Genomic DNA, 20,791 nt, shown 5'->3' on the forward strand with positions numbered 1-20,791 from the left:
GCTGATGACCTCAGCGTGTCTCATTTGTGCCCCAGCGTGTCTCACATGTGCCTCAGCGTGTCCGCCAGCTCTCCGTGAGTGCGGGGCCCACCTGTTCGAGGTACGAAATCGTCAACGCGCGCATCGCCTCGACGCTGAAGTCCTCCCCGGTGCTCCACTGCCGTTCCGTCACCCGCATCACCCCGCCGAAGACCGCCACCGCCAGGCGTGGCCGGGGGTCGGCGGCCACGTCGAGGCCCTCGCGCTCGGCGAGCACGCGCGCGATGGTGTCCTCGGTCTCCTCGTTGCGCCGCAGATGCGCGGCGAGCAGGACGGGCGTCGACTCGATCACCCGGTACATACGCAGATACAGCTCGATCGGTACGACGGCCTCGATGACCTCGTGGAGGGTGTCCCAGCCCTCCAGGACCGCCTGGCGCAGCGCCGCCATCGGCGCCTCCTCGGCCGGCCGCTCGCGCACGGCCTCGACGAACCGCACCACCGCCAGCTCCTGCAGGGCGAGCGCGGCCTCCTCCTTGCCGGCGAAGTAGCGGAAGAAGGTGCGCTGCGAGACGTCGACGGCCTCGGCGATGTCGTCGACGGTCGTGCGGTCGTACCCGCGGGTGGTGAACAGTTCGACGGCGGCCCGCAGCAGCGCGTCCCGGGTGCGCTGTTTCTTGCGTTCGCGGAGTGTTTCCATATACGTCAGTTACTGACTTGTGAATTGGTTTGTCAATTGTCAGCGACTGTCACTAGCCTCGAACACATGACTAGTCAGACCACCATCGACACGACGGGGCCGGGGGACAAGGCGCCGGCAGCCCCGTCGGACGCGCCGCCGGCCGCCGGGCTGCGCGGCCACCCGTGGTTCACCCTCATCACCGTCGCCGTCGGGGTCATGATGGTGGCCCTCGACGGCACCATCGTGGCCATCGCCAACCCGGCCATCCAGAAGGACCTCAAGGCGAGCTTCGCCGACGTCCAGTGGATCACCAACGGGTACTTCCTCGCCCTCGCGGTCTCGCTGATCACCGCCGGCAAGCTCGGCGACCGCTTCGGCCACCGGCAGACCTTCCTGATCGGCGTGACCGGCTTCGCGGCCGCCTCCGGCGCCATCGGCCTGTCGAACAGCATCGCCGCGGTCGTCACCTTCCGCGTCTTCCAGGGCCTGTTCGGCGCGCTGCTGATGCCGGCCGCGCTCGGCCTGCTGCGTGCGACCTTCCCGGCCGAGAAGCTCAACATGGCCATCGGCATCTGGGGCATGGTCATCGGCGCCTCCACCGCCGGCGGCCCGATCCTCGGCGGCGTCCTGGTCGAGCACGTCAACTGGCAGTCGGTGTTCTTCATCAACGTGCCGGTCGGCGCGATCGCCCTGGTCCTGGGCCTGCTGATCCTGCTCGACCACCGCGCCGAGAACGCTCCGCGCTCCTTCGACCTCCTCGGCATAGCCCTGCTCTCGGGCGCGATGTTCTGCCTGGTCTGGGCCCTGATCAAGGCCCCCGCCTGGGGCTGGGGCGACGGGAAGACGTGGACGTTCATAGCCGTCTCGCTCGTCGGCTTCGTCCTCTTCTCCTTCTGGGAGACGAAGGTCAAGGAGCCGCTGATCCCGCTCGGCCTCTTCCGATCGATCCCGCTCTCGGCGGGCGTCGTGCTGATGGTGCTGATGGCCATCGCGTTCATGGGCGGCCTGTTCTTCGTGACGTTCTACCTGCAGAACGTGCACGGCATGAGCCCGATCGACGCCGGCCTGCACCTGCTGCCCCTCACCGGCATGATGATCGTCGGCTCCCCGCTCGCGGGCGCAATGATCACCAAGCTGGGCCCGCGCATCCCGCTGGCCGGCGGCATGGCGGCCACCGCGATCGCCATGTACGGCATGTCCACGCTCCAGACGGACACCGGCAGCGCAGTCATGTCGCTCTGGTTCGCCCTCCTCGGCCTCGGTCTCGCGCCGGTCATGGTCGGCGCCACGGAGGTCATCGTCGGCAACGCGCCCATGGAGCTCTCCGGCGTCGCCGGCGGCCTCCAGCAGGCGGCGATGCAGATCGGCGGCAGCCTCGGTACGGCGGTGCTGGGCGCCGTCATGGCCTCCAAGGTCGACGGCGACCTGGCCGGCAACTGGAAGGACGCCGGACTCCCGCCGCTCACGCAGCCCCAGCTGGACCAGGCCTCCGAGGCCGTCCAGGTCGGCGTGGCCCCGGTCGCCAAGGGCACCCCGGAGGCGATCGCGGCGAAGATCGCGGACGTCGCGCACGACACGTTCATCTCCGGCATGAGCCTGGCGTCCCTGGTCGCCTGCGGCGTCGCGGTCGTGGCGGTCTTCGTCGCCCTGCTCACCAAGCGCGGCGAGAATGCGGAGGCGGGTGCGGGCGCGGCCCACATCTGACGCGGGGACAACCCGGCGAACCTGACGGGTTTTCAACGGACTTCGCCTATCAGGGTGAAGACGCTAAAGATTCCTCGCATCCGGTGCGCGCCGCAGGCCACAGTGGTCAAGCCCTCAACACGGCATGTTCCTCGGGCAAGTTCGTACGGGGTGGAGGGCGACCGGTGCTGCGGCGCGCTGACGGAGGGGGTCAGCGCGCCGGCAGTCCGCCGGTCACGGTCTGCCCGACGGCTCCCGCAGCGCCGCAACCTCGGCCCGAAGCGCCCGCACCTCCTCCGTCAACGCCTCGATCGCCTCCGTCTGCCGCCGCTCCTCCACGTCGTCCTTCTCGAACCGTGCGATGAACCAGGCGGCGATGTTCGCGGTGACCACACCCAGCAGGGCGATTCCGGACAGCATCAGCCCGACGGCGATCATCCGCCCGAGTCCGGTCGTCGGCGCATGATCCCCGTACCCCACGGTCGTCATCGTCGTGAACGACCACCACAGTGCGTCACCCAGCGTGCGGATGTTCCCGTCCGGCGAGTCGCGCTCCACGGACAGCACGGCCAGCGACCCGAACATCAGCAACCCGATGACGGCGCCCGCGACATACGTCGTCAGCTGGATCTGCGACGCCATCCGCGCCCGGCGCCCGACGAGTATCAGCGTCGACACCATCCGCAGCAGCCGCAGCGGCTGAAGGACCGGCAGCACGACAGCACAGAGGTCTATCCAGTGCGTCCGCACGAACTCCCGTCGGCGCCGGGCCAGCCCCACCCGCACCAGATAGTCGACGGCAAACGTCCCCCACACCACCCACTCGACCCATGTGCACACGGCCGTCAGCAAGTGCCCCGCCGAATGATCCACGATCGGCACGGCATACGCGCCGGCGAACAACACGGCCAACGCCAGCAAGGGCCGCTGGGTGACCTGCTCCCAACGACCCTGAGCCGTTCGTTCCTTCATGCCCGCATCGTAAAGACAACGGACAGGGGCTACGCGCCCCTTAAGGGGCGCGGGGAACTGCGCGACCAGCCCCCACCGACCCGCAGACGGCTACGCGTCCCCGCCCGCAGCCCCAGGGTCCGCCGCGGAAACATCCAGCAACTGATACCGGTCAATGGCCTGCTTAAGCACCGACCGGTCGACCTTCCCCTCCTTCGCCAGCTCCGTCAGCACCGCCACCACGATCGACGCCGCGTCGATGTGGAAGAACCGCCGAGCGGCCCCCCGGGTGTCGGCGAAGCCGAACCCATCGGCACCCAGGGACTGGTAAGAACCCGGCACCCACCGCGCGATCTGGTCCGGAACCGCCCGCATCCAGTCGGACACGGCGACGAACGGCCCCTGCGCACCCGACAGCTTCTGCGTCACATACGGCACCCGCTGCTCCTCCTCCGGGTGCAGCAGGTTGTGCCGCTCGACGTCCACGGCCTCGCGCCGCAGCTCGTTCCAGGAGGTCGCCGACCAGACGTCGGCCTTGACGTTCCACTCCTCGGCGAGGATCTTCTGCGCCTCGATCGCCCACGGGACCGCGACACCGGACGCCATGATCTGCGCCGGAATCGATCCCGAACTGCCCTCGGAGAGCCGGTGGATGCCCTTGAGGATGCCCTCGACGTCCACGTTGTCCGGCTCGGCCGGGTGCTGGATGGGCTCGTTGTAGACGGTGAGGTAGTAGAAGACGTCCTCGCCGTGCGGGTGTTCGGCGTCCCCGCCGTACATCCGGCGCAGACCGTCCTGCACGATGTGCGCGATCTCGTACGAGTACGCCGGGTCGTAGGCGACACACCCCGGGTTGGTCGAGGCGAGCAGCTGCGAGTGGCCGTCGGCATGCTGCAGACCCTCACCGGTCAGGGTCGTACGGCCGGCGGTCGCACCCAGCACGAAACCGCGCGCCAGCTGGTCGGCCATCTGCCAGAACTGGTCACCGGTGCGCTGGAAACCGAACATCGAGTAGAAGACGTAGACCGGGATCAGTGGTTCGCCGTGCGTGGCGTACGCCGAACCCGCCGCGATCAGCGAGGCCGTACAGCCCGCCTCGGAGATGCCGTCGTGCAGCATCTGGCCGGTCGGCGACTCCTTGTACGCGAGCAGCAGATCGCGGTCCACGGCCTCGTACTGCTGGCCGAGCGGGTTGTAGATCTTCGCGCTCGGGAAGAAGGAGTCCATGCCGAACGTGCGGTACTCGTCCGGCGCGATCAGCACGAACCGCTTGCCGAGCTCCTTGTCCCGCATGAGGTCCTTGAGCAGTCGTACGAAGGCCATGGTCGTGGCGATCGACTGCTGACCGGAGCCCTTCTTCACGCTTGCGTACGTCTTGTCGTCCGGCAGCGCGAGCGGCTTGGAGCGCACGACGCGCGTCGGGACGTACCCGCCGCACTGCTTGCGCTGGTCGTGCATGTACTGGATCTCTTCCGAGTTCCGCCCCGGGTGGTAGTACGGCGGAACGCCGCTCTCCAGGTCCTTGTCGGAGATCGGCAGGTGCAGGCGGTCGCGGAAGCGCTTGAGGTCGTCGACCGTCAGCTTCTTCATCTGGTGCGTGGCGTTGCGGCCCTCGAAGTTCGGGCCCAGCGTCCAGCCCTTGATGGTCTTGGCCAGGATCACCGTCGGCTGGCCCTTGTGCGCCTTGGCCGCCGAGAACGCCGCGAAGATCTTCTTGTGGTCGTGACCGCCGCGGCCCAGGTGCAGGATCTGGTCGTCGGTCATGCCCTCGACCATCGCGCGCAGCCGCTGGTCGTCGCCGAAGAAGTGGTCGCGGATGTACGCGCCGGACTCGGTGGCGTACGTCTGGAACTGGCCGTCCGGCGTCGTGTTCATCTTGTTGACGAGGATGCCGTCGCGGTCCTGGGCGAGCAGCGGGTCCCAGGAGCGGTCCCAGATGAGCTTGATCACGTTCCAGCCGGCGCCGCGGAAGACCGACTCCAGCTCCTGGATGACCTTGCCGTTGCCGCGCACCGGGCCGTCCAGGCGCTGCAGGTTGCAGTTGACGACGAAGGTCAGGTTGTCCAGGCCCTCACGGGCGGCGATGGTCAGCTGGCCGAGCGACTCCGGCTCGTCCATCTCGCCGTCGCCGAGGAACGCCCACACATGGGACTTGCTCGTGTCGGCGATCCCGCGCGCGTGCATGTAGCGGTTCATCCGGGCCTGGTAGATCGCGCCGATCGGGCCGAGGCCCATCGACACGGTCGGGAACTCCCAGAAATCCGGCATCGAGCGCGGGTGCGGGTACGAGGACAGCCCGTGCGGGGCCTTCGACTTCTCCTGCCGGAAGCCGTCGAGGTTCTGCTCGCTGAGCCGGTCGAGCAGGAACGCGCGCGCGTAGATGCCCGGAGAGGCATGGCCCTGGAAGAAGACCTGGTCGCCGCCGTCGCCCTCGTCCTTGCCGCGGAAGAAGTGGTTGAAGCCGACGTCGTAGAGCGACGCGGAGGAGGCGAAGGTGGCGATGTGGCCGCCGACGCCGATGCCGGGGCGCTGGGCGCGCGAGACCATGACCGCCGCGTTCCAGCGGGTCGCGTTCAGGACCTTGCGCTCGATCTCCTCGTTGCCCGGGAAGAACGGCTCGCTCTTGGTCGGAATCGTGTTGACGTAATCCGTGCTGCGCATCTCGGGCACGGCCACGCGCTTCTCGCGGGCCCGCTCGATCAGCCGCAGCATCAGATAGCGGGCCCGCTCACGGCCGCGCTCGTCGACGGCGGCGTCCAGGGAGTCGAGCCACTCCTGGGTCTCCTCGGGATCGAAGTCAGGAACCTGACTCGGAAGGCCGCCAATGATGATCGGGTTGCGATCGGATCCGGAAGCCACGCTGTTCCTTACCTGTCAGAGGGCTGCAATGAGCTGCTTTTCGGTACGCCTGCACCGTTCCCCATCGTGTACCTCGGGGAAGCAAACGTCATCTCTACTGAGAGGTAACCGAGACCTGCGTCAGCTCCATCTGATTCCCAATGCCGCAAAGGGGGCAGAAAGGTGTGGTGTAGGTCACTTGTGGCGCGGGTCGCATGCCTGGAGTTGGGGTGACACGGCCAGGATCGTCACCGTTTCGGCGGTCTGAACGGCCGGGTACTTGCGCGATCCGCCCCGTCCGTGTGGACTACGGCCAACGCTTCGCGCACGCGCGTGGCTGAGACAATCATCAAGACATGATCAGGAGGCAACCCGTGAGCGCGACCGCGGACCACGCGGAGACGAGCCCTGCCGTGAGGCTGGGGTTCCAGCCCGAGCAGGTGGTCCAGGAGATCGGCTACGACGACGACGTAGACCAGGAACTCCGCGAGGCCATTGAGCAGGTCATCGGTACCGACCTTGTGGACGAGGAATACGACGACGTCGCCGATGCCGTGGTGCTCTGGTTCCGCGACGAGGACGGCGACCTGACCGATGTGCTGGTGGACGCCACCACGTACATCGAGGAGGGCGGCTCGATCCTGCTGCTGACGCCGAAGACCGGCCGCGACGGCTATGTGGAGCCGAGCGACATCTCCGAAGCCGCGACGACGGCGGGGCTGTCCGCCTCCAAGAGCGTCAGCGTGGGCAAGGACTGGAGCGGCAGCCGGCTGGTGACGCCGAAGGCCGCGAAGTCCAAGAGGTGACCCTCGGCTGCAGTAGCCGTCTCTGGGGGCTGTGCCCCCGGACCCCCCTTTCGGCCTGAACGGCCTCGTCCTCAAACGCCGGACGGGCTGAGTTCGCTCAGCCCGTCCGTCGGCTTTCGGTGATCGCTGCGTAGGGTGGAAGCCACCCGAACAGCCCCCACCGAAGGGACAGAAACGACCATGGCGATCCAGGTCGGCGACAAGGCCCCCGACTTCGAGCTCAAGGACAACCACGGCGCCACCGTGAAGCTCTCCGACTTCCGTGGCAGCAAGAACGTGGTCCTGCTCTTCTATCCCTTCGCCTTCACGGGCGTGTGCACCGGTGAGCTGTGCGAGGTGCGCGACAACCTGCCGCAGTTCTCCGACCGCGACACCCAGGTGCTCGCCGTCTCCAACGACTCCATCCACACCCTGCGCGTCTTCGCCGAGCAGGAGGGCCTGGAGTACCCGCTGCTGAGCGACTTCTGGCCGCACGGCGAGGTCTCCCGTGCCTACGGCGTCTTCGCCGAGGACAAGGGCTGCGCGGTGCGCGGCACTTTCGTCATCGACAAGGAGGGCGTCGTGCGCTGGGCGGTCGAGAACGCGCTGCCGGACGCCCGCGACCTGAACGAGTACGTGACGGCGCTCGACACCCTGTGATTCTTCGTCTCCAAGCCATGCGTGGTGCGGGAACCCGTCACTAGGATCGACTCGTTGATCCGGTATCAAACGCACGGCGGGGCTCCCCGCCCCTGGACACCAATGGAGGACTCGTGGGAGTCAGCCTCAGCAAGGGCGGCAACGTATCGCTGACCAAGGAGGCCCCGGGCCTGACCGCGGTCATCGTCGGTCTGGGGTGGGACGTCCGCACCACGACCGGTACCGACTTCGACCTGGACGCCAGCGCACTGCTGCTGAACTCGTCCGGCAAGGTCGGCAGCGACGCCAACTTCGTCTTCTTCAACAACCTCAAGAGCCCCGACGGCTCGGTCGAGCACACCGGTGACAACATCACCGGTGAGGGCGAGGGCGACGACGAGCAGATCAAGATCAATCTCGCCGGGGTTCCGGCCGAGATCGAGAAGATCGTGTTCCCGGTCTCGATCTACGACGCCGAGAACCGCCAGCAGTCGTTCGGCCAGGTGCGCAACGCGTTCATCCGCGTGGTGAACCAGGCGGGCGAGGCGGAGATCGCGCGCTACGACCTCTCCGAGGACGCCTCGACGGAGACCGCCATGGTCTTCGGCGAGCTGTACCGGCACGGTGCGGAGTGGAAGTTCCGCGCCATCGGCCAGGGCTACGCCTCGGGTCTGCGCGGCATCGCGCAGGACTTCGGCGTGAACGTCTGAGACGCGTCGGCACGTCTCATCAGCCGGCGCCGCACCGTTTGCGTGCGGCGCCGGTCGCGCAGGACAACCAAACAAGCACCATCTCGGGGAGGACCAGCATCATGGGCGTCACGCTCGCCAAGGGGGGCAATGTCTCCCTGTCCAAGGCCGCACCCAACCTCACGCAAGTGATGATCGGGCTCGGCTGGGACGCGCGCTCCACCACCGGAGCCCCGTTCGACCTCGACGCCAGTGCCCTGCTGTGCAACGGCGGGCGGGTGCTGGGCGACGAGTACTTCGTCTTCTACAACCAGCTCAAGAGCCCCGAGGGCTCGGTGGAGCACACGGGCGACAACCTCACCGGTGAGGGCGAGGGCGACGACGAGTCGATTCTGGTCGACCTCGGCCAGGTGCCGGCTCAGTGCGACAAGATCGTCTTTCCGGTCTCGATCCACATGGCCGACGAGCGTGGGCAGACCTTCGGCCAGGTGAGCAACGCCTTCATCCGCGTCGTCAACCAGGCCGACGGCCAGGAACTCGCCCGCTACGACCTCAGCGAGGACGCCTCCACCGAAACCGCGATGATCTTCGGCGAGCTCTACCGCTACCAGGGCGAATGGAAGTTCCGGGCGGTGGGACAGGGGTACGCGTCGGGACTGCGGGGCATCGCTCTGGACTTCGGCGTCAACGTTTCGTAAGGCCACCGGCGCGGCAGGCCAGGACCTGCGGTTTTCCGGCCCGTGGGCCCCGCCCATGCGGGCCGGGGGGTCCGCCCTCTAGACTCCGTGGTCAACAGTGAGTAAAGCCGGGTACGGCGCGGGGGAGACCCGTACACACACGGATTGGGTAGCCAGTGCTTCTGAAAACCTTCGGCTGGTCGTTCGCGATTACCGCGCTCGGCCTGGCCGCGGCGGTCTTCTACGGGGGGTGGGAGGCCTTCGGCATCGTGGCGATCCTCTCCGTCCTCGAGATCTCGCTGTCGTTCGACAACGCGGTGGTCAACGCCGGAATCCTGAAGAAGATGAATGCCTTCTGGCAGAAGATCTTCCTCACGGTCGGTGTCGTCATCGCGGTCTTCGGCATGCGGCTGGTCTTCCCGGTCGTCATCGTCGCCGTCACGGCCAAGAAGAGTCCGATCGAAGCGGTCAACCTGGCGTTGACCGACAAGGACCAGTACCAGCAGCTGGTCACCGACGCCCACCCGGCGATCGCCGCCTTCGGTGGCATGTTCCTGCTGATGATCTTCCTCGACTTCATCTTCGAGGACCGGGACATCCAGTGGCTGCGCTGGATCGAGCGCCCGCTGGCCAAGCTCGGCAAGGTCGACATGCTGGCGGTCTGCATCGCCCTGATCGTCCTGCTGATCACGTCGTTCACCTTCGCCACCCACGCCCACCAGCACGGCGGCGCGCACGTCGACAAGGCGCAGACCGTCCTGATCTCCGGCATCGCGGGTCTGATCACTTACATGGTCGTCGGCGGTCTCTCCGGCTACTTCGAGGACAAGCTCGAGGAAGAGGAAGAGCGGGAGCACGAGGAGGAGGAAGAGGCCGCGCGCAGCGGCAAGCAGCGCTCCGCGGTCGTCCTGGCCGGCCAGGCCGCGTTCTTCATGTTCCTCTACCTCGAGGTCCTCGACGCGTCCTTCTCCTTCGACGGTGTGATCGGCGCGTTCGCCATCACCAACGACATCGTGCTGATGGCGCTGGGCCTCGGTATCGGTGCCATGTACGTGCGGTCGCTGACCGTGTACCTGGTCCGCCAGGGCACCCTCGACGACTACGTCTACCTGGAGCACGGCGCGCACTACGCGATCGGCGCGCTGGCCGTGATCCTCATGGTCACCATCCAGTACCAGATCAACGAGGTCATCACCGGCCTCGTCGGCGTCGTCCTGATCGGCTGGTCCTTCTGGTCCTCCGTGCGCCGCAACAAGGCGCTCGCGGAAGCCGAGGGAAAAGCGGCGGGCTCGGACGAGAAGACTGAGATCTCGTCCGGGGTGTGACGCGCCTTCGGGCGAGGAACGCTCTGAGCGGGGCGGCCGGTCTCCGGCCGCCCCGCCGGTTTTTCAAGTGAAGCCGGGTCCAACGGGACCCGGGTGAATCTGGGGGCGGGAATGGGCTTCTTGGACGGACTCTGGCGTGGACGCGAGGCCGACTTCGACTCGGGCAGCGCCGCCACCAACTCCATCGAGCTGACCAAACGGCACCACCAGGTCTCCCTCACCAAGCAGGGCGCGGCCACCGGGCATCTGCGCGTCAACCTGAGCTGGCGGATGCGGACATCCGACATCGGCGGTTCGCAGCGGGACTCACTGTTCCGGCACCCCTTCAAGGCGCTCAAGCCCGCGGAGGTCATGGGGCACGGCCAGAGCATGGTCAATGTCGACCTCGACCTGGCGTGTCTGTACGAGCTCCAGGACGGCACGAAGGGGGTCGTACAGCCGCTCGGCAACTACTTCGGGGACGTCAACGCGCCGCCGTACGTCAAGCTCAGCGGCGACGACCGGTTCGGGTCGGCGTCCGGCGAGACGATGTACGTCAACCTCGACCACCGGGACGAGATCAAGCGGCTGCTGGTGTTCGTGTACATCTACGACCAGACGCCGGCGTTCGACCGTACGCACGCGATCGTGACGCTGTATCCGAGCAATGGGCCTCGGATCGAGATCCATCTTGATGAGCGGCATCCGCAGGCTCGGTCGTGCGCGGTGGTGATGATCGAGAATGTGAAGGGGGAGTTGGTGGTGCGGCGTGAGGTGAAGTTCGTCTACGGGTTCCAGGCGGAGTTGGATCGGTTGTACGGGTGGGGGTTGCAGTGGGGGCGGGGGTACAAGTCCCAGGTGGAGCGGTAGTCGGCGGTCGCCTATGAGCTCGGGGGGCGGGTGAGTGGGGGCTTGTCGCGCAGTTCCCCGCGCCCCTTGAGGCGTTGCCCCTACCGCCCGATGAATTGTGGCCCTTGCGGCGGCAGGCGGAAATCCGGGTTCGGGGCCGGGACCGTCACCGGAGGCGGGTAGCCGTAGCCGGACGGGGCTCCCGCTGTGGCTGCTGCTGCGGGCTGGGGGTAGCCGTAGGCGGGTTGGGTGGCGGGGGGCTGCTGGGGGTAGCCGTAGGCCGGCTGGGTGGGGACCGCGGTGGGCTGTTCCGGGGGGAGCGGCTGGGAGACCTCGGGGGCGGGTTCCGCCGCGGCCTCGGACTCGTCCACCGAGATGCCGAACTCCGTGGCCAGGCCCTTCAGGCCGTCCGAGTAGCCCTCGCCCAGGGCGCGGAACTTCCAGGCGTCGCCCCGGCGGTACAGCTCGCCGCAGATCAGGGCCGTCTCCGTGCCCGTCTGGGGCTTGATGTCGAAGAGGACGATCGGTTCGTCGCCGGCGCCCGCCGCGTCGTACAGCAGGATGCGCAGTCCCTGTACACGGTCGAAGGTGACGTCGTCCGCCGATGCGACCAGGAGAATCCGGCTGACATCGGCCTCGACTCCGGCCAGATCTGTCTGGATCGTGTCGGTGAGGCCGTCGGCGATGCGTTTCTTGCCGAGCCACCTCGCCTTCCCGGAGGGGTGCCGGGGCTGGTTGTAGAAGACGAAGTCCTCGTCGGAGCGCACACGACCGTCGGGGCCGAGGAGCAGCGCCGAGGCGTCGACGTCCGGGACCCCCTGCCCGGGGGTCCAGCGCAGCACGGCGCGCACCGTGGTGGCTTCCAGCGGGACGTTCGACCCCTTCAGCATCGCGTGCGTCATGCGGTCATCCTGCCCTCTCGGTCCTGATCACGACAACGCGGGGGTGGGGAGACCCACGGCCGTGTCGACGACTCGCCGACGGCTTGTCGAATCGCCGTCGACATGGCCGAGTTACCAGAAATTCATGCCCTGCGGGAACCCCTGACATGGGTCTCTACGTACTATTACCGGCCACCTGTTTACCGAATCCATAGCCTTACCTGGCGTCACGGGGGAGTTCTATGCGTCATTTCGGGCACATCGCCCCTGAGGTGCGGCAGCGCCTCTTCCATCAGGAGCCGTGCGAGTTCGGCACGGACTCCCCGGCCCGGGTGCTCTCCGCGGCCCTGGGCGCCACGCTCTACAGTCCGGCCACCCGGCCGCGGCTTGCCGACGACATCGTCAAGCAGGCCGGACTCGGCGTGGTCTCGATGGTGCTGTGCCTGGAGGACTCGATCGACGACGCGGACGTGGTGGCGGGGGAGGAGAACCTCGTCCGCCAGTTCGCCGACCTGGCCGGGCGGGACGGAGCCGACCTCCCGCTGCTGTTCGTCCGGGTCCGTACGCCGGAGCAGATCCCCGATCTCGTGCAGCGGCTCGGGGCGAGTGTCCGGCTGCTGTCCGGATTCGTGATGCCCAAGTTCACCGAGGAGCGCGGGATCCCCTTCCTGGAGGCTCTGTCGAGCGCCGAGACCGCGAGCGGGCACCGGCTGTTCGCCATGCCGGTGCTGGAGTCGCCCGAGCTGCTCTACCGCGAGTCGCGGGTGGAGAGCCTGGAGGGCATCGCCCGCGCCGTCGACAAGTACCGCGACCGCGTGCTCGCACTGCGCCTCGGCGTGACCGACTTCTGCTCCTCGTACGGCCTGCGCCGGGCCCCCGACATGACTGCGTACGACGTCCATGTCGTCGCCTCCGTGATCTCCGACGTGGTGAACCTGCTGGGCCGGGCCGACGGCACCGGGTTCACGGTGACCGGGCCGGTGTGGGAGTACTTCCGGGTCCCGGAGCGCATGTTCAAGCCGATGCTGCGGACCAGCCCCTTCCTCGAGGGGCAGGCCGTGGAGCTGCGCGAGAAACTGATTGAGCACGCCATGGACGGGCTGCTGCGGGAGATCTCCCTGGACCAGGCCAACGGCCTGCTGGGCAAGACCTGCATCCACCCCTCCCACGTACTGCCCGTACACGCGCTGTCCGTGGTCAGTCACGAAGAGTTCGGCGACGCCGCGGACATCCTGCGGCCCGAGCGGGGCGGCGGGGGTGTACTGAGGTCGGCGTACACGAACAAGATGAACGAGGTGAAGCCGCACCGCGCATGGGCCGAGCGGACCATGCTGCGGGCCGAGGTGTTCGGCGTCGCCCGCGAGGACGTCAGCTTTGTGGACCTGCTCGCCGCCGGAATCCCCGGCTGAACCCGGCTCACGGGGAACCACTTCACCATCTAGGGACGCATGAACAACGCAGTGAACAACCCGGTCTGGTCCGGCACGTGGGTCGCCGAGCGGCTCGGTGTCGAACTCGTGGGCGACGACAAGCTGACCGACCTGCTGGGGCTGGCCCTGCGGCGCAACCCCAAGCGGGCACATCTGCTGGTCTCCAACGTGCTGGGCAAGCATGTACCGCAGTCGCCGTCCGTGGTGTACGGCTACGGGTTCGCGCTCGGCCGCCGGGTGCGGGAGCTCCTGGGCACCGAGGAGGCGGCCTCCGCGGTCGTCCTCGGGTATGCGGAGACGGCGACGGGTCTTGGCCACTCGGTCGCCGACGGTGTGGGGCTGGCCCCCTATCTGCACTCCACCCGGCGCCCGGTCGCGGGCGTGGCGGCAGCGGGCGGCTTCGAGGAGTCGCACTCGCATGCCACGTCGCACCTGCTGCTGCCGGAGGACCCCGCGCTGCTGGTCGGTGACGGTCCGTTGGTGCTGGTCGACGACGAGTTCTCCACCGGGAACACGGTGTTGAACACCATCCGGGATCTTCATGAGCGCTATCCGCGGCGGCGGTACGTGGTGGTGGCTCTGGTCGACATGCGGTCGGCCGCGGATGCCGGACGGCTGGAGGAGTTCGCGCGAGAGATAGGTGCGAGGGTCGAACTCGTGGCGGCCGCTTCCGGGACGGTCCGGTTGCCGCCGGGGGTGCTGGAGAAGGGGCAGGAGTTGGTTGCGCGGTACGAGTCGGGTGCGGGTGAGTGGGGGCTGGTCGCGCAGTTCCCCGCGCCCCAAAAGACAAAAAACGGCGGTGCCGTAGCCGCCCCTATAGGGGTGCGGGGAACTGCGCGACCAGCCACAAACAACCCGCACCCGACCGACGGCCGCATCCGCCGCGTAGAGCTCTGCTGGCCCCGCGGCCTCCCCGACGGGGGCCGCCACGGCTTCACCCCCCAGCACCGCATACGCCTGGAGAACGCACTGCCCGCCATGGCGGCGAGGCTCGCAGAGGCACTCCCCGAAGACGCGCACCGCGTGCACATCCTCGGCTTCGAGGAGCTGATGTACGCACCCCTGCGCCTCGCCCGCGAGCTGGAGCAGGTCGTCGACGCCGAGGTGCGGTACTCGACGACCACCCGCTCACCCGTCCTCGCGGTCGACGACCCCGGTTACGCGATACGCAGCCGCATAGTCTTCCCCGCCCACGACGACCCGGCCGACGGCCCCGGCGAGCGCTACGCCTACAACGTCGCGGGCGCCGGCTTCGACGCGGTAGTCGCCGTCGTCGACTCCGCCGCCGACACCCCCGAACTGCACGCGCCGGACGGCCTGTTGGCCCAGCTGGCCGCGCACGTCCCGCAGGTCCTGCTGGCGGTCGTGCCCTCCTACGTCCCCGAGCCCCTGTACGTCCCCGAAAGGCCCGCCATGCTGCCCGAGCCCCTCCGCGGCCCCGCCTTCTCCTCGTATCCGCCCGAGGAGGTCGGCTGGCTGCTGCAGGACCTCTCGGACGTGACGCTGGAGGCGCCGACCGAGGAGCGGGAAGAGGCCATCCAGAGCGGCGGCGCGCACTACGCGGAGTCGCTGCCGGTGGAGTACCAGCCCAGCGAGCAGTACCAGGAGCTGTTCCACACGGCGCTGAAGGAGTCCGCGGCGCGTCTCGCCCTGGCGGTCGGTGCCGTGACGGAGATCGTGCTCGCCGAGCGTTCGCCGCGACCGGTGCTCGTCTCGCTGGCCCGCGCGGGCACCCCCGTCGGCGTCCTGATGCGCCGCTGGGCGCAGTTCCGGCACGGCCTCGACCTTCCCCACTACGCCGTCTCCATCGTCCGCGGCCGCGGCATCGACGCCAACGCGCTGCGCTGGCTGGCCGCCCACCACGACCCGTCCGACGTCGTGTTCGTCGACGGCTGGACCGGCAAGGGCGCCATCACCCGCGAACTCGCCGACGCCATCGAGGAGTTCGAGGCCTCCGACGGGATCACGGGCTTCGACCCGGAGATCGCGGTACTGGCCGACCCGGGCTCGTGCGTGCGGACGTACGGCACGCGAGAGGACTTCCTCATACCCTCCGCCTGCCTCAACTCGACCGTCTCCGGCCTGATTTCGCGGACCGTGCTGCGCGCCGACCTCGTCGGCCCGCACGACTTCCACGGCGCCAAGTTCTACCGCGAACTCGCCGGCACCGATGTCTCGGTGGACTTCCTGGACGCCGTCGCCGCACGCTTCCCGGAGGTCGCGGACGCCGTCACCGCGCAGGTCAAGGAGCTGCTGTCCGGCGACCGCGAGCCGACCTGGGAGGGCTGGGCGGCCGTCGAGCGGATCAGCAAGGAGTACGGCATCCACGACGTGAACCTCGTCAAGCCCGGCGTCGGCGAGACCACACGCGTGCTGCTGCGCCGGGTGCCCTGGAAGATCCTGGCGCGGCAGGGGGCGGGCGCCGACCTGGACCATGTACGCCTGCTGGCCGAACAGCGAGGAGTTCCGGTCGAAGAGGTCACCGAACTGCCTTACACCTGCGTGGGGTTGATCCACCCCCGCTTCACTCGCGGTGCGACCGGTGCCGACGGCAAGGCGGTGACGGTCTGATGCCGGTGCTGGTGGCGAGCGACCTCGACCGTACGCTCATCTACTCCTCCGCGGCCCTCGCGCTGACCATGCCGGACGCGCGGGCGCCCCGGCTGCTCTGCGTCGAGGTGCACGAGAGCAGGCCGCTGTCGTTCATGACGGAGACGGCGGCCGGGCTGCTGACCGACCTGGGCGACGCGGCGGTCTTCGTACCGACGACGACCCGGACCCGCAAGCAGTACCAGCGCATCAACCTGCCGGGCCCGGCGCCGAAGTACGCGATCTGCGCCAACGGCGGCCACCTGATGGTCGACGGCATCTCCGACCTCGACTGGCACGCACAGGTGACGGCACGGCTCGCCGAGGAGTGCGCCCCGCTGGACGAGGTGCGCGAGCATCTCCTGGCCACGGCGGACCCGGAGTGGGTACGCAAGCACCGCGTGGCCGAGGACCTCTTCGCCTACCTCGTCGTAGAACGCGAGCTGCTCCCCGAGGAATGGGTGAAGGAACTCGCGGTCTGGGCGGAGAACCGCGGCTGGACGGTCTCACTCCAGGGCCGCAAGATCTACGCCGTCCCGAAGCCCCTGACCAAGAGCGCGGCGATGCGCGAGGTGGCCCGACGCACGGGCGCCGACCTCACACTGGCAGCCGGCGACTCACTGCTGGACGCCGACCTGCTACTGGCAGCGGACCGAGGCTGGCGCCCCGGCCACGGCGAACTGGCGGACGCGGACTGGGCGGCGCCACAGATCAGCGCACTGCCGGAGCGGGGGGTACTGGCGGGCGAGCGAATCTTGCGGGAGTTCCTGAAAGCGACTCGCACGGCACCGTCTTAAGGGGCGCGGGGCTGTATCAATATGCGGCTCCGCCGCGTGGGCGCGATCAACCCCCACAAACCCGCAGCCAACAACGCACCGTGTACGGCTAGCCGCAACACCCTCCACCACAACAACCGCCCCCGCCGCCGCCCCCTCGCGGAGCGGCGGCCGGGGCGGACGCAGTACCCCCCACGGCCACCGTCGACAACAGCTTCACCGTGTCCCCATGCCCGGCAGGGCAACTCGCGGGGGCGGACGACTCCGCCATGGGCCGGCTCAGTTCAAACGCGTCGCCGCACGTCCGGCAGCGGTACTCGTAACGAGGCATGCGACCAGATTAGCCACCGCTCAGCCACCGCGTTCTTCCCGGATCTGCGCGACCACCCTCGCCACCGTCTGCCGTACCCCCTCCGTCTCCGTGAGGAAGTGCCAGTAGTCGGGGTGGCGGCCCTGCAGTGAGGCGATCGCCCGGTCCAGGCGGCCCACGGAGTCATCCAGTGGCCGGGCATGCCGCGGATCGGGCATCGACCGCCCGGTCATCGCCAGCCGCTGCGCATCCCGGATCGCGAACCGCGTGCGGTCGATCTCCTGCTGGGGATCCTTCTGCACGGCGTTCAGCCGCTGCAGCCTGTCCCGTGCGGCCGACACCGACTCGTCGGTCGTGTTCAGCAGCGCCCGCACCGTCGAGAGCAGGGAGGTCGCGTCCGGCCAGCGCTGGGCGTCCCGGGCGGCCTGCGCCTCCTTCAGCTTCAGCTCGGCCTGCCGTACGTTCTCCGCGGCCTGCTCCGGGACATGCTGCAGGTCCTGCCAGCACGCCGCCACGAACCGCCGCCGCAGCTCGCTCAGCACCGGATCGACCTGCCCGGCACGGGTGGTCAGCGCCTGCGCGCGCGTACGCAGCGAGACCAGCCGGTGATCGATCTCGGCGGCCTTCGCCGGCAGCCGCCCGGCCTCCACCCGGATGGCCTCGGCCTCCCGCGCCACCCGCTCGGCCCGCTCCAGCGTCTGCGGCACCCCGTGCTGCCCGGCGCCCTGGTTGAGCTTCGTCAGCTCGGGGCCGAGGGCGGCCAGCCGGGCGGCGAGATCGTCCGCCTTGAGTTTTGTCTCCCGTACGGCATCGAGGGCGTTCGAAGCGGCGAGCAGCCCCTGCCGAGCGCGCTCGACCGCCGGGGCCAGCCGGGCCAGCTGCGTCTCCGCCTTGCCGAGCAGCGGCCCGAGACCGTCGCCGAAACGATCCAGCTCCCGCTTGACGTTCGCCAGCTCGTCCTTGGCCCGGGTGAGCTCGGTACGCGCGTGTGCCGCGACCGACGCCTCCAGCTCGTCGCGGTCGAGATCATGGGCATCGACGGCCTCGATGTACCGCTGGCTGGCCTCGTCGATACGGCGGCCCAGCGCCGCGAAGTCGGAGACCGCGCGCCGGGCGGCCGGGGTGTCGTCGACGGCCGTGATCGTCTCGATCGAGATCCGCAGGTCGCGCTGGGCGGTGTCCAGCTCGTAGAACGCGGCCGCCGCGGCGTCCTTCGCGGCCTGCGCCTCGGCCCGCTGACTCTCGGCCCGCCCGCCGAACCAGCGCCGGGTGCCGCCGCCGGCGAACGCGGCGGGCAGCGCGAGCGCGGCGACGAGGGGCAGGGCGGCGAGGAAGAGAGCATCCCTGAGCGCCTGGCGGTGTGCACGCGGCACCGACGGCGAGTACGGCTGCGAAGGTGTCGCCGTCACATCCCTCTCCCGTGCTGTCATCCGTCCTGGCCGGTGCCCCGGTTCATTCTCCCACCGGTTAAGGACGAACACACGGGCCGGTTAGTTCGCGGTCCTGAGGGTGACTTTGCCGTCACCGGTGCGGGCCGACACCACATGCGAGCTGGAGTCGGACCGGGGCACGGACACATCCACCGAACCGTCGCCCGTCCTGGTCGTCACACGGTACGTGGCCTTGGGCAGCGCGATGGTGACGGAGCCGTCGTGACTGCGGGAGTCCACCAGGTCGGGCACGGCGCCGAGTTCGAGATGCACCGAACCGTCGCCGGTCTCGGCGCGCACCCGGCGCGAGGAGACCTCGGCCCGCACGGACCCGTCCCCGGTGTGCAGTTCCAGCGGCCCGGTCGAGTCCGTGACATGCACGGACCCATCCCCCGTACGAATACTCAGCGCATCCTCGAACCCCCGCGCCCGCACACTCCCGTCCCCGTCCTCGACCTTCACCGTGACCCCGCGCGGCACCTCGATCCGGTGCTTGGCCGAACAGTCGGCGACGACACCGGAGCACTTCATGCGCAGCGTCAGCCGGTCGTCCTTCATGGACCAGGTCACCTTCGGATCCTTCCCGATGGCGACCGACCCCTGCCACCACCGGGTGACCTCGACCTTGCCCGCCGGGTTCCCGTCCGCGGCGACGATCTCCAGCGCCGAGTCGTCGGAGTCGACGGTGAGGGTGTGCCCCTTCAGCGCGAACGACCGGTGATCGGGGTCCTTGTCGTCCCCGGCGGAGGCGCCGCAGGCGGTGACGGCCCCGACGAGAACCACGACGGCCCCGGCGGCGAGGGCGGTGCGGGCGGTGACGGGACGGGTGTGGATGCGGGCCATGTCGGTTTCCCCCTGGACGGTTGGTGAAGGCTCTTCGACCGTACGGAGGGAGGGGCTGCGGGGGGATCCGGGCCGCTCCCGGATCCGGGGTGGGGAAAACCCCCGCACGGGTCGGCTCCCGATACGGGTTTGCAGGGCACCGCCTCGGGCAAGGTACGCTGTCGACTCGTCCCGGGTGCGTAGCTCAGGGGTAGAGCGCCTGCCTTACAAGCAGGATGTCGGCGGTTCGAAACCGTCCGCGCCCACACCGGAAGAAGACCCCGGCCGATCACGGCCGGGGTCTTCTTGTGTCACGCCTCCTTGTGTCACGCCTCGCGCGTGTGCTTCAGCATCGTGCGGGCATCCACTCGCTCCCCGGCCGCGACCTCCGCCCAGAAGCGATGCGTGCTGATGAAGACGGCGAGTTCGTGCTCGCGCTGCCGGAGCTTCTCCACCTCGGCCTGTTCGTCGGCCGTCCAGCCGGGGGAGGCGGGGCGTTCCACCTTGCGCCAGCCGCCCGTGTCGCTGAAGGCGTCCAGGGGCTCGACCGACCAGGGCAGCCGCTTGAGCAGGGCCGACAGCTCGGACCGGACCTGATGCAGCTCCTCCTGACCGGCGAGGAGGTCACTCGGAAAGTCATAGGTCGTAGCCACGGCACAATGCTACGCCTGTTCGAATTTGGGATGCGAGTTCCTTCTGGGGGTTCATGCGAATGTGTGAGGCACGGTCGAGGACGCGCACACCGGCCCCGTTTGACCTTGACACGGTGACAAGGCCTTCACTGCTTGCCGAGGAGGTGGTCCCGATGACCATGACCAGGCAGGACGCGGATGCGATACGAGCGCTCCGGGGGCTGGAGGACGACCGTTCGTCCGTGCGGCTGCGGGCGGCCCTGGCGGTCGGTACGACGCCTGACCCGCGCTTCGTCGGCAAGCTCGTCGAGCGGTGCGGGATCGAGCCCGAGTTCTTCGTCCGGGACATGCTGACCTGGGCGCTCACCCGCCACCCGGTGTCCGACACGCTCCCCGAGCTGCTGCGCGAAGTCCGCTCGGAGCGTGCGCAGGCACGGAGCCAGGCGCTGCATACGCTGTCCAAGATCGGGGACCGGCAGGGGTGGCCGGCGATCACACGGGCGCTGCTGTCCGACGCCGACGACGAGGTGGCGCGGAGCGCCTGGCGGGCCGCGGTCGTGCTCGTACCGCAGGGCGAGGAGTCCGCCCTGGCCGCGGCGCTGGCGACCCAGCTCGGGCGCGGTGGGCGGGAGACGCAGCTGAGTCTCAGCCGGGCCCTGGTCGCGCTGGGTGAGGCCGTTCTGCCGGCGCTGCGTCCCGCGACGGCGGCCCCCGACCCGCGCGTGCGCGCGCACGCGCTCGCCACGCAGCGGCTGCTGCGCGACCCGGACACCGGATTCGAGTTCGCGATCGAGGAGGCGAAGCGCATCCTGGCGCTCGGCGGCTCCGCCCAAGAGGGATGACAG

General features: G+C 69.0%; 19 protein-coding genes and 1 tRNA gene. 12 read left to right on the forward strand and 8 right to left on the reverse strand.

The window, feature by feature from the left end:
- Positions 1-52: 52 nt before the first annotated feature.
- Positions 53-679: a TetR family transcriptional regulator gene (locus tag P2Q00_RS25770; RefSeq protein ID WP_275775090.1), complete on the reverse strand. Its 627-nt coding sequence runs from the start codon at positions 677-679 to the stop codon at positions 53-55.
- Between the two features lie 66 nt (positions 680-745).
- On the opposite strand from P2Q00_RS25770, the gene P2Q00_RS25775 reads away from it, so the two are divergent.
- Positions 746-2,365, forward strand: a complete 1,620-nt coding sequence (locus tag P2Q00_RS25775; RefSeq protein WP_275775091.1) for an MFS transporter — start codon at positions 746-748, stop codon at positions 2,363-2,365.
- 213 nt (positions 2,366-2,578) lie between these two features.
- On the opposite strand, the gene P2Q00_RS25780 is transcribed toward P2Q00_RS25775, so the two are convergent.
- Positions 2,579-3,316, reverse strand: coding sequence for a potassium channel family protein (locus tag P2Q00_RS25780; RefSeq protein ID WP_275775092.1), 738 nt, complete (start codon positions 3,314-3,316; stop codon positions 2,579-2,581).
- Positions 3,317-3,406: 90 nt separating this feature from the next.
- Positions 3,407-6,154 carry a pyruvate dehydrogenase (acetyl-transferring), homodimeric type gene (gene aceE / locus P2Q00_RS25785; protein WP_275775093.1) on the reverse strand — a complete coding sequence of 916 codons (2,748 nt, stop codon included), beginning with the start codon at positions 6,152-6,154 and terminating at the stop codon, positions 3,407-3,409.
- A gap of 353 nt (positions 6,155-6,507) precedes the next feature.
- Here aceE and P2Q00_RS25790 point away from each other — a divergent pair, with 353 nt between their 5' ends.
- The 6 genes from P2Q00_RS25790 (at position 6,508) to P2Q00_RS25815 (ending at position 11,097) form a co-directional block, all read left to right on the forward strand.
- Entirely contained in the window at positions 6,508-6,939 is a 432-nt protein-coding gene (locus P2Q00_RS25790; RefSeq protein ID WP_275775094.1) for a DUF3052 domain-containing protein, read from the forward strand.
- Between the two features lie 180 nt (positions 6,940-7,119).
- A complete protein-coding gene (locus P2Q00_RS25795) occupies positions 7,120-7,578 on the forward strand; it encodes a peroxiredoxin (protein ID WP_275775095.1) in 459 nt (152 codons plus the stop codon).
- A 113-nt stretch (positions 7,579-7,691) separates the two neighbouring features.
- Positions 7,692-8,267 carry a calcium homeostasis/redox stress adaptation protein gene (locus P2Q00_RS25800; RefSeq protein WP_275775096.1) on the forward strand — a complete coding sequence of 192 codons (576 nt, stop codon included), beginning with the start codon at positions 7,692-7,694 and terminating at the stop codon, positions 8,265-8,267.
- Between the two features lie 101 nt (positions 8,268-8,368).
- Positions 8,369-8,944, forward strand: coding sequence for a TerD family protein (locus P2Q00_RS25805; RefSeq protein WP_275775097.1), 576 nt, complete (start codon positions 8,369-8,371; stop codon positions 8,942-8,944).
- A 155-nt stretch (positions 8,945-9,099) separates the two neighbouring features.
- Positions 9,100-10,248, forward strand: coding sequence for a DUF475 domain-containing protein (locus P2Q00_RS25810; protein ID WP_275775098.1), 1,149 nt, complete (start codon positions 9,100-9,102; stop codon positions 10,246-10,248).
- 111 nt (positions 10,249-10,359) lie between these two features.
- Positions 10,360-11,097, forward strand: coding sequence for a TerD family protein (locus P2Q00_RS25815; protein WP_275775099.1), 738 nt, complete (start codon positions 10,360-10,362; stop codon positions 11,095-11,097).
- Positions 11,098-11,177: 80 nt separating this feature from the next.
- Here P2Q00_RS25815 and P2Q00_RS25820 read toward each other — a convergent pair whose 3' ends face one another.
- Complete coding sequence (locus P2Q00_RS25820) at positions 11,178-11,978, reverse strand: TerD family protein (RefSeq protein WP_275775100.1); 801 nt, start codon at positions 11,976-11,978, stop codon at positions 11,178-11,180.
- Between the two features lie 221 nt (positions 11,979-12,199).
- Here P2Q00_RS25820 and P2Q00_RS25825 point away from each other — a divergent pair, with 221 nt between their 5' ends.
- Genes P2Q00_RS25825 through P2Q00_RS25835 form a run of 3 tightly spaced genes read left to right on the forward strand, consistent with a single transcriptional unit; the run spans position 12,200 to position 16,773 of the window.
- Entirely contained in the window at positions 12,200-13,366 is a 1,167-nt protein-coding gene (locus P2Q00_RS25825; RefSeq protein ID WP_275775101.1) for an HpcH/HpaI aldolase/citrate lyase family protein, read from the forward strand.
- A 39-nt stretch (positions 13,367-13,405) separates the two neighbouring features.
- Positions 13,406-15,958 carry a phosphoribosyltransferase gene (locus P2Q00_RS25830; protein ID WP_275775102.1) on the forward strand — a complete coding sequence of 851 codons (2,553 nt, stop codon included), beginning with the start codon at positions 13,406-13,408 and terminating at the stop codon, positions 15,956-15,958.
- Positions 15,958-16,773 (forward strand): HAD family hydrolase, encoded by an 816-nt coding sequence (locus P2Q00_RS25835; protein WP_275775103.1) that lies wholly within the window; start codon positions 15,958-15,960, stop codon positions 16,771-16,773. Before P2Q00_RS25830 ends, P2Q00_RS25835 begins: the two co-directional genes overlap by 1 nt.
- A gap of 88 nt (positions 16,774-16,861) precedes the next feature.
- On the opposite strand, the gene P2Q00_RS25840 is transcribed toward P2Q00_RS25835, so the two are convergent.
- From P2Q00_RS25840 to P2Q00_RS25850, 3 genes are all read right to left on the reverse strand, one after another.
- The gene (locus tag P2Q00_RS25840; RefSeq protein ID WP_275775104.1) at positions 16,862-17,083 is read right to left on the reverse strand and encodes an FmdB family zinc ribbon protein; all 222 of its coding nucleotides are present in this window, start codon (positions 17,081-17,083) and stop codon (positions 16,862-16,864) included.
- Between the two features lie 20 nt (positions 17,084-17,103).
- The gene (locus P2Q00_RS25845; RefSeq protein ID WP_275775105.1) at positions 17,104-18,471 is read right to left on the reverse strand and encodes a hypothetical protein; all 1,368 of its coding nucleotides are present in this window, start codon (positions 18,469-18,471) and stop codon (positions 17,104-17,106) included.
- Between the two features lie 81 nt (positions 18,472-18,552).
- Entirely contained in the window at positions 18,553-19,335 is a 783-nt protein-coding gene (locus P2Q00_RS25850; RefSeq protein WP_275775106.1) for a DUF4097 family beta strand repeat-containing protein, read from the reverse strand.
- Between the two features lie 173 nt (positions 19,336-19,508).
- On the opposite strand from P2Q00_RS25850, the gene P2Q00_RS25855 reads away from it, so the two are divergent.
- Positions 19,509-19,580, forward strand: a tRNA-Val gene (locus tag P2Q00_RS25855).
- A gap of 60 nt (positions 19,581-19,640) precedes the next feature.
- Here the strand turns inward: P2Q00_RS25855 and P2Q00_RS25860 are convergent.
- Positions 19,641-19,967 carry a DUF8825 domain-containing protein gene (locus tag P2Q00_RS25860; RefSeq protein WP_275775107.1) on the reverse strand — a complete coding sequence of 109 codons (327 nt, stop codon included), beginning with the start codon at positions 19,965-19,967 and terminating at the stop codon, positions 19,641-19,643.
- Positions 19,968-20,119: 152 nt separating this feature from the next.
- On the opposite strand from P2Q00_RS25860, the gene P2Q00_RS25865 reads away from it, so the two are divergent.
- Positions 20,120-20,788 carry a HEAT repeat domain-containing protein gene (locus P2Q00_RS25865; RefSeq protein ID WP_275775108.1) on the forward strand — a complete coding sequence of 223 codons (669 nt, stop codon included), beginning with the start codon at positions 20,120-20,122 and terminating at the stop codon, positions 20,786-20,788.
- The last annotated feature ends 3 nt before the right edge of the window (positions 20,789-20,791 follow it).

The organism is Streptomyces coacervatus (assembly GCF_029223485.1).
In the GTDB taxonomy this organism is placed as follows: Bacteria; Actinomycetota; Actinomycetes; order Streptomycetales; family Streptomycetaceae; genus Streptomyces; species Streptomyces coacervatus.

Bases quoted from the DNA above. Each gene is read 5' to 3' on its own strand.
- P2Q00_RS25805 (WP_275775097.1), top strand. From the start codon at position 8,369: ATGGGCGTCACGCTCGCCAAGGGGGGCAATGTCTCCCTGTCCAAGGCC.
- P2Q00_RS25830 (WP_275775102.1), top strand. From the start codon at position 13,406: ATGAACAACGCAGTGAACAACCCGGTCTGGTCCGGCACGTGGGTCGCC.
- P2Q00_RS25840 (WP_275775104.1), bottom strand. From the start codon at position 17,083: ATGCCTCGTTACGAGTACCGCTGCCGGACGTGCGGCGACGCGTTTGAA.
- P2Q00_RS25770 (WP_275775090.1), bottom strand. From the start codon at position 679: ATGGAAACACTCCGCGAACGCAAGAAACAGCGCACCCGGGACGCGCTG.
- P2Q00_RS25795 (WP_275775095.1), top strand. From the start codon at position 7,120: ATGGCGATCCAGGTCGGCGACAAGGCCCCCGACTTCGAGCTCAAGGAC.
- P2Q00_RS25825 (WP_275775101.1), top strand. From the start codon at position 12,200: ATGCGTCATTTCGGGCACATCGCCCCTGAGGTGCGGCAGCGCCTCTTC.
- P2Q00_RS25780 (WP_275775092.1), bottom strand. From the start codon at position 3,316: ATGAAGGAACGAACGGCTCAGGGTCGTTGGGAGCAGGTCACCCAGCGG.
- P2Q00_RS25775 (WP_275775091.1), top strand. From the start codon at position 746: ATGACTAGTCAGACCACCATCGACACGACGGGGCCGGGGGACAAGGCG.
- P2Q00_RS25815 (WP_275775099.1), top strand. From the start codon at position 10,360: ATGGGCTTCTTGGACGGACTCTGGCGTGGACGCGAGGCCGACTTCGAC.
- P2Q00_RS25820 (WP_275775100.1), bottom strand. From the start codon at position 11,978: ATGACGCACGCGATGCTGAAGGGGTCGAACGTCCCGCTGGAAGCCACC.
- P2Q00_RS25835 (WP_275775103.1), top strand. From the start codon at position 15,958: ATGCCGGTGCTGGTGGCGAGCGACCTCGACCGTACGCTCATCTACTCC.
- P2Q00_RS25865 (WP_275775108.1), top strand. From the start codon at position 20,120: ATGACCATGACCAGGCAGGACGCGGATGCGATACGAGCGCTCCGGGGG.
- P2Q00_RS25850 (WP_275775106.1), bottom strand. From the start codon at position 19,335: ATGGCCCGCATCCACACCCGTCCCGTCACCGCCCGCACCGCCCTCGCC.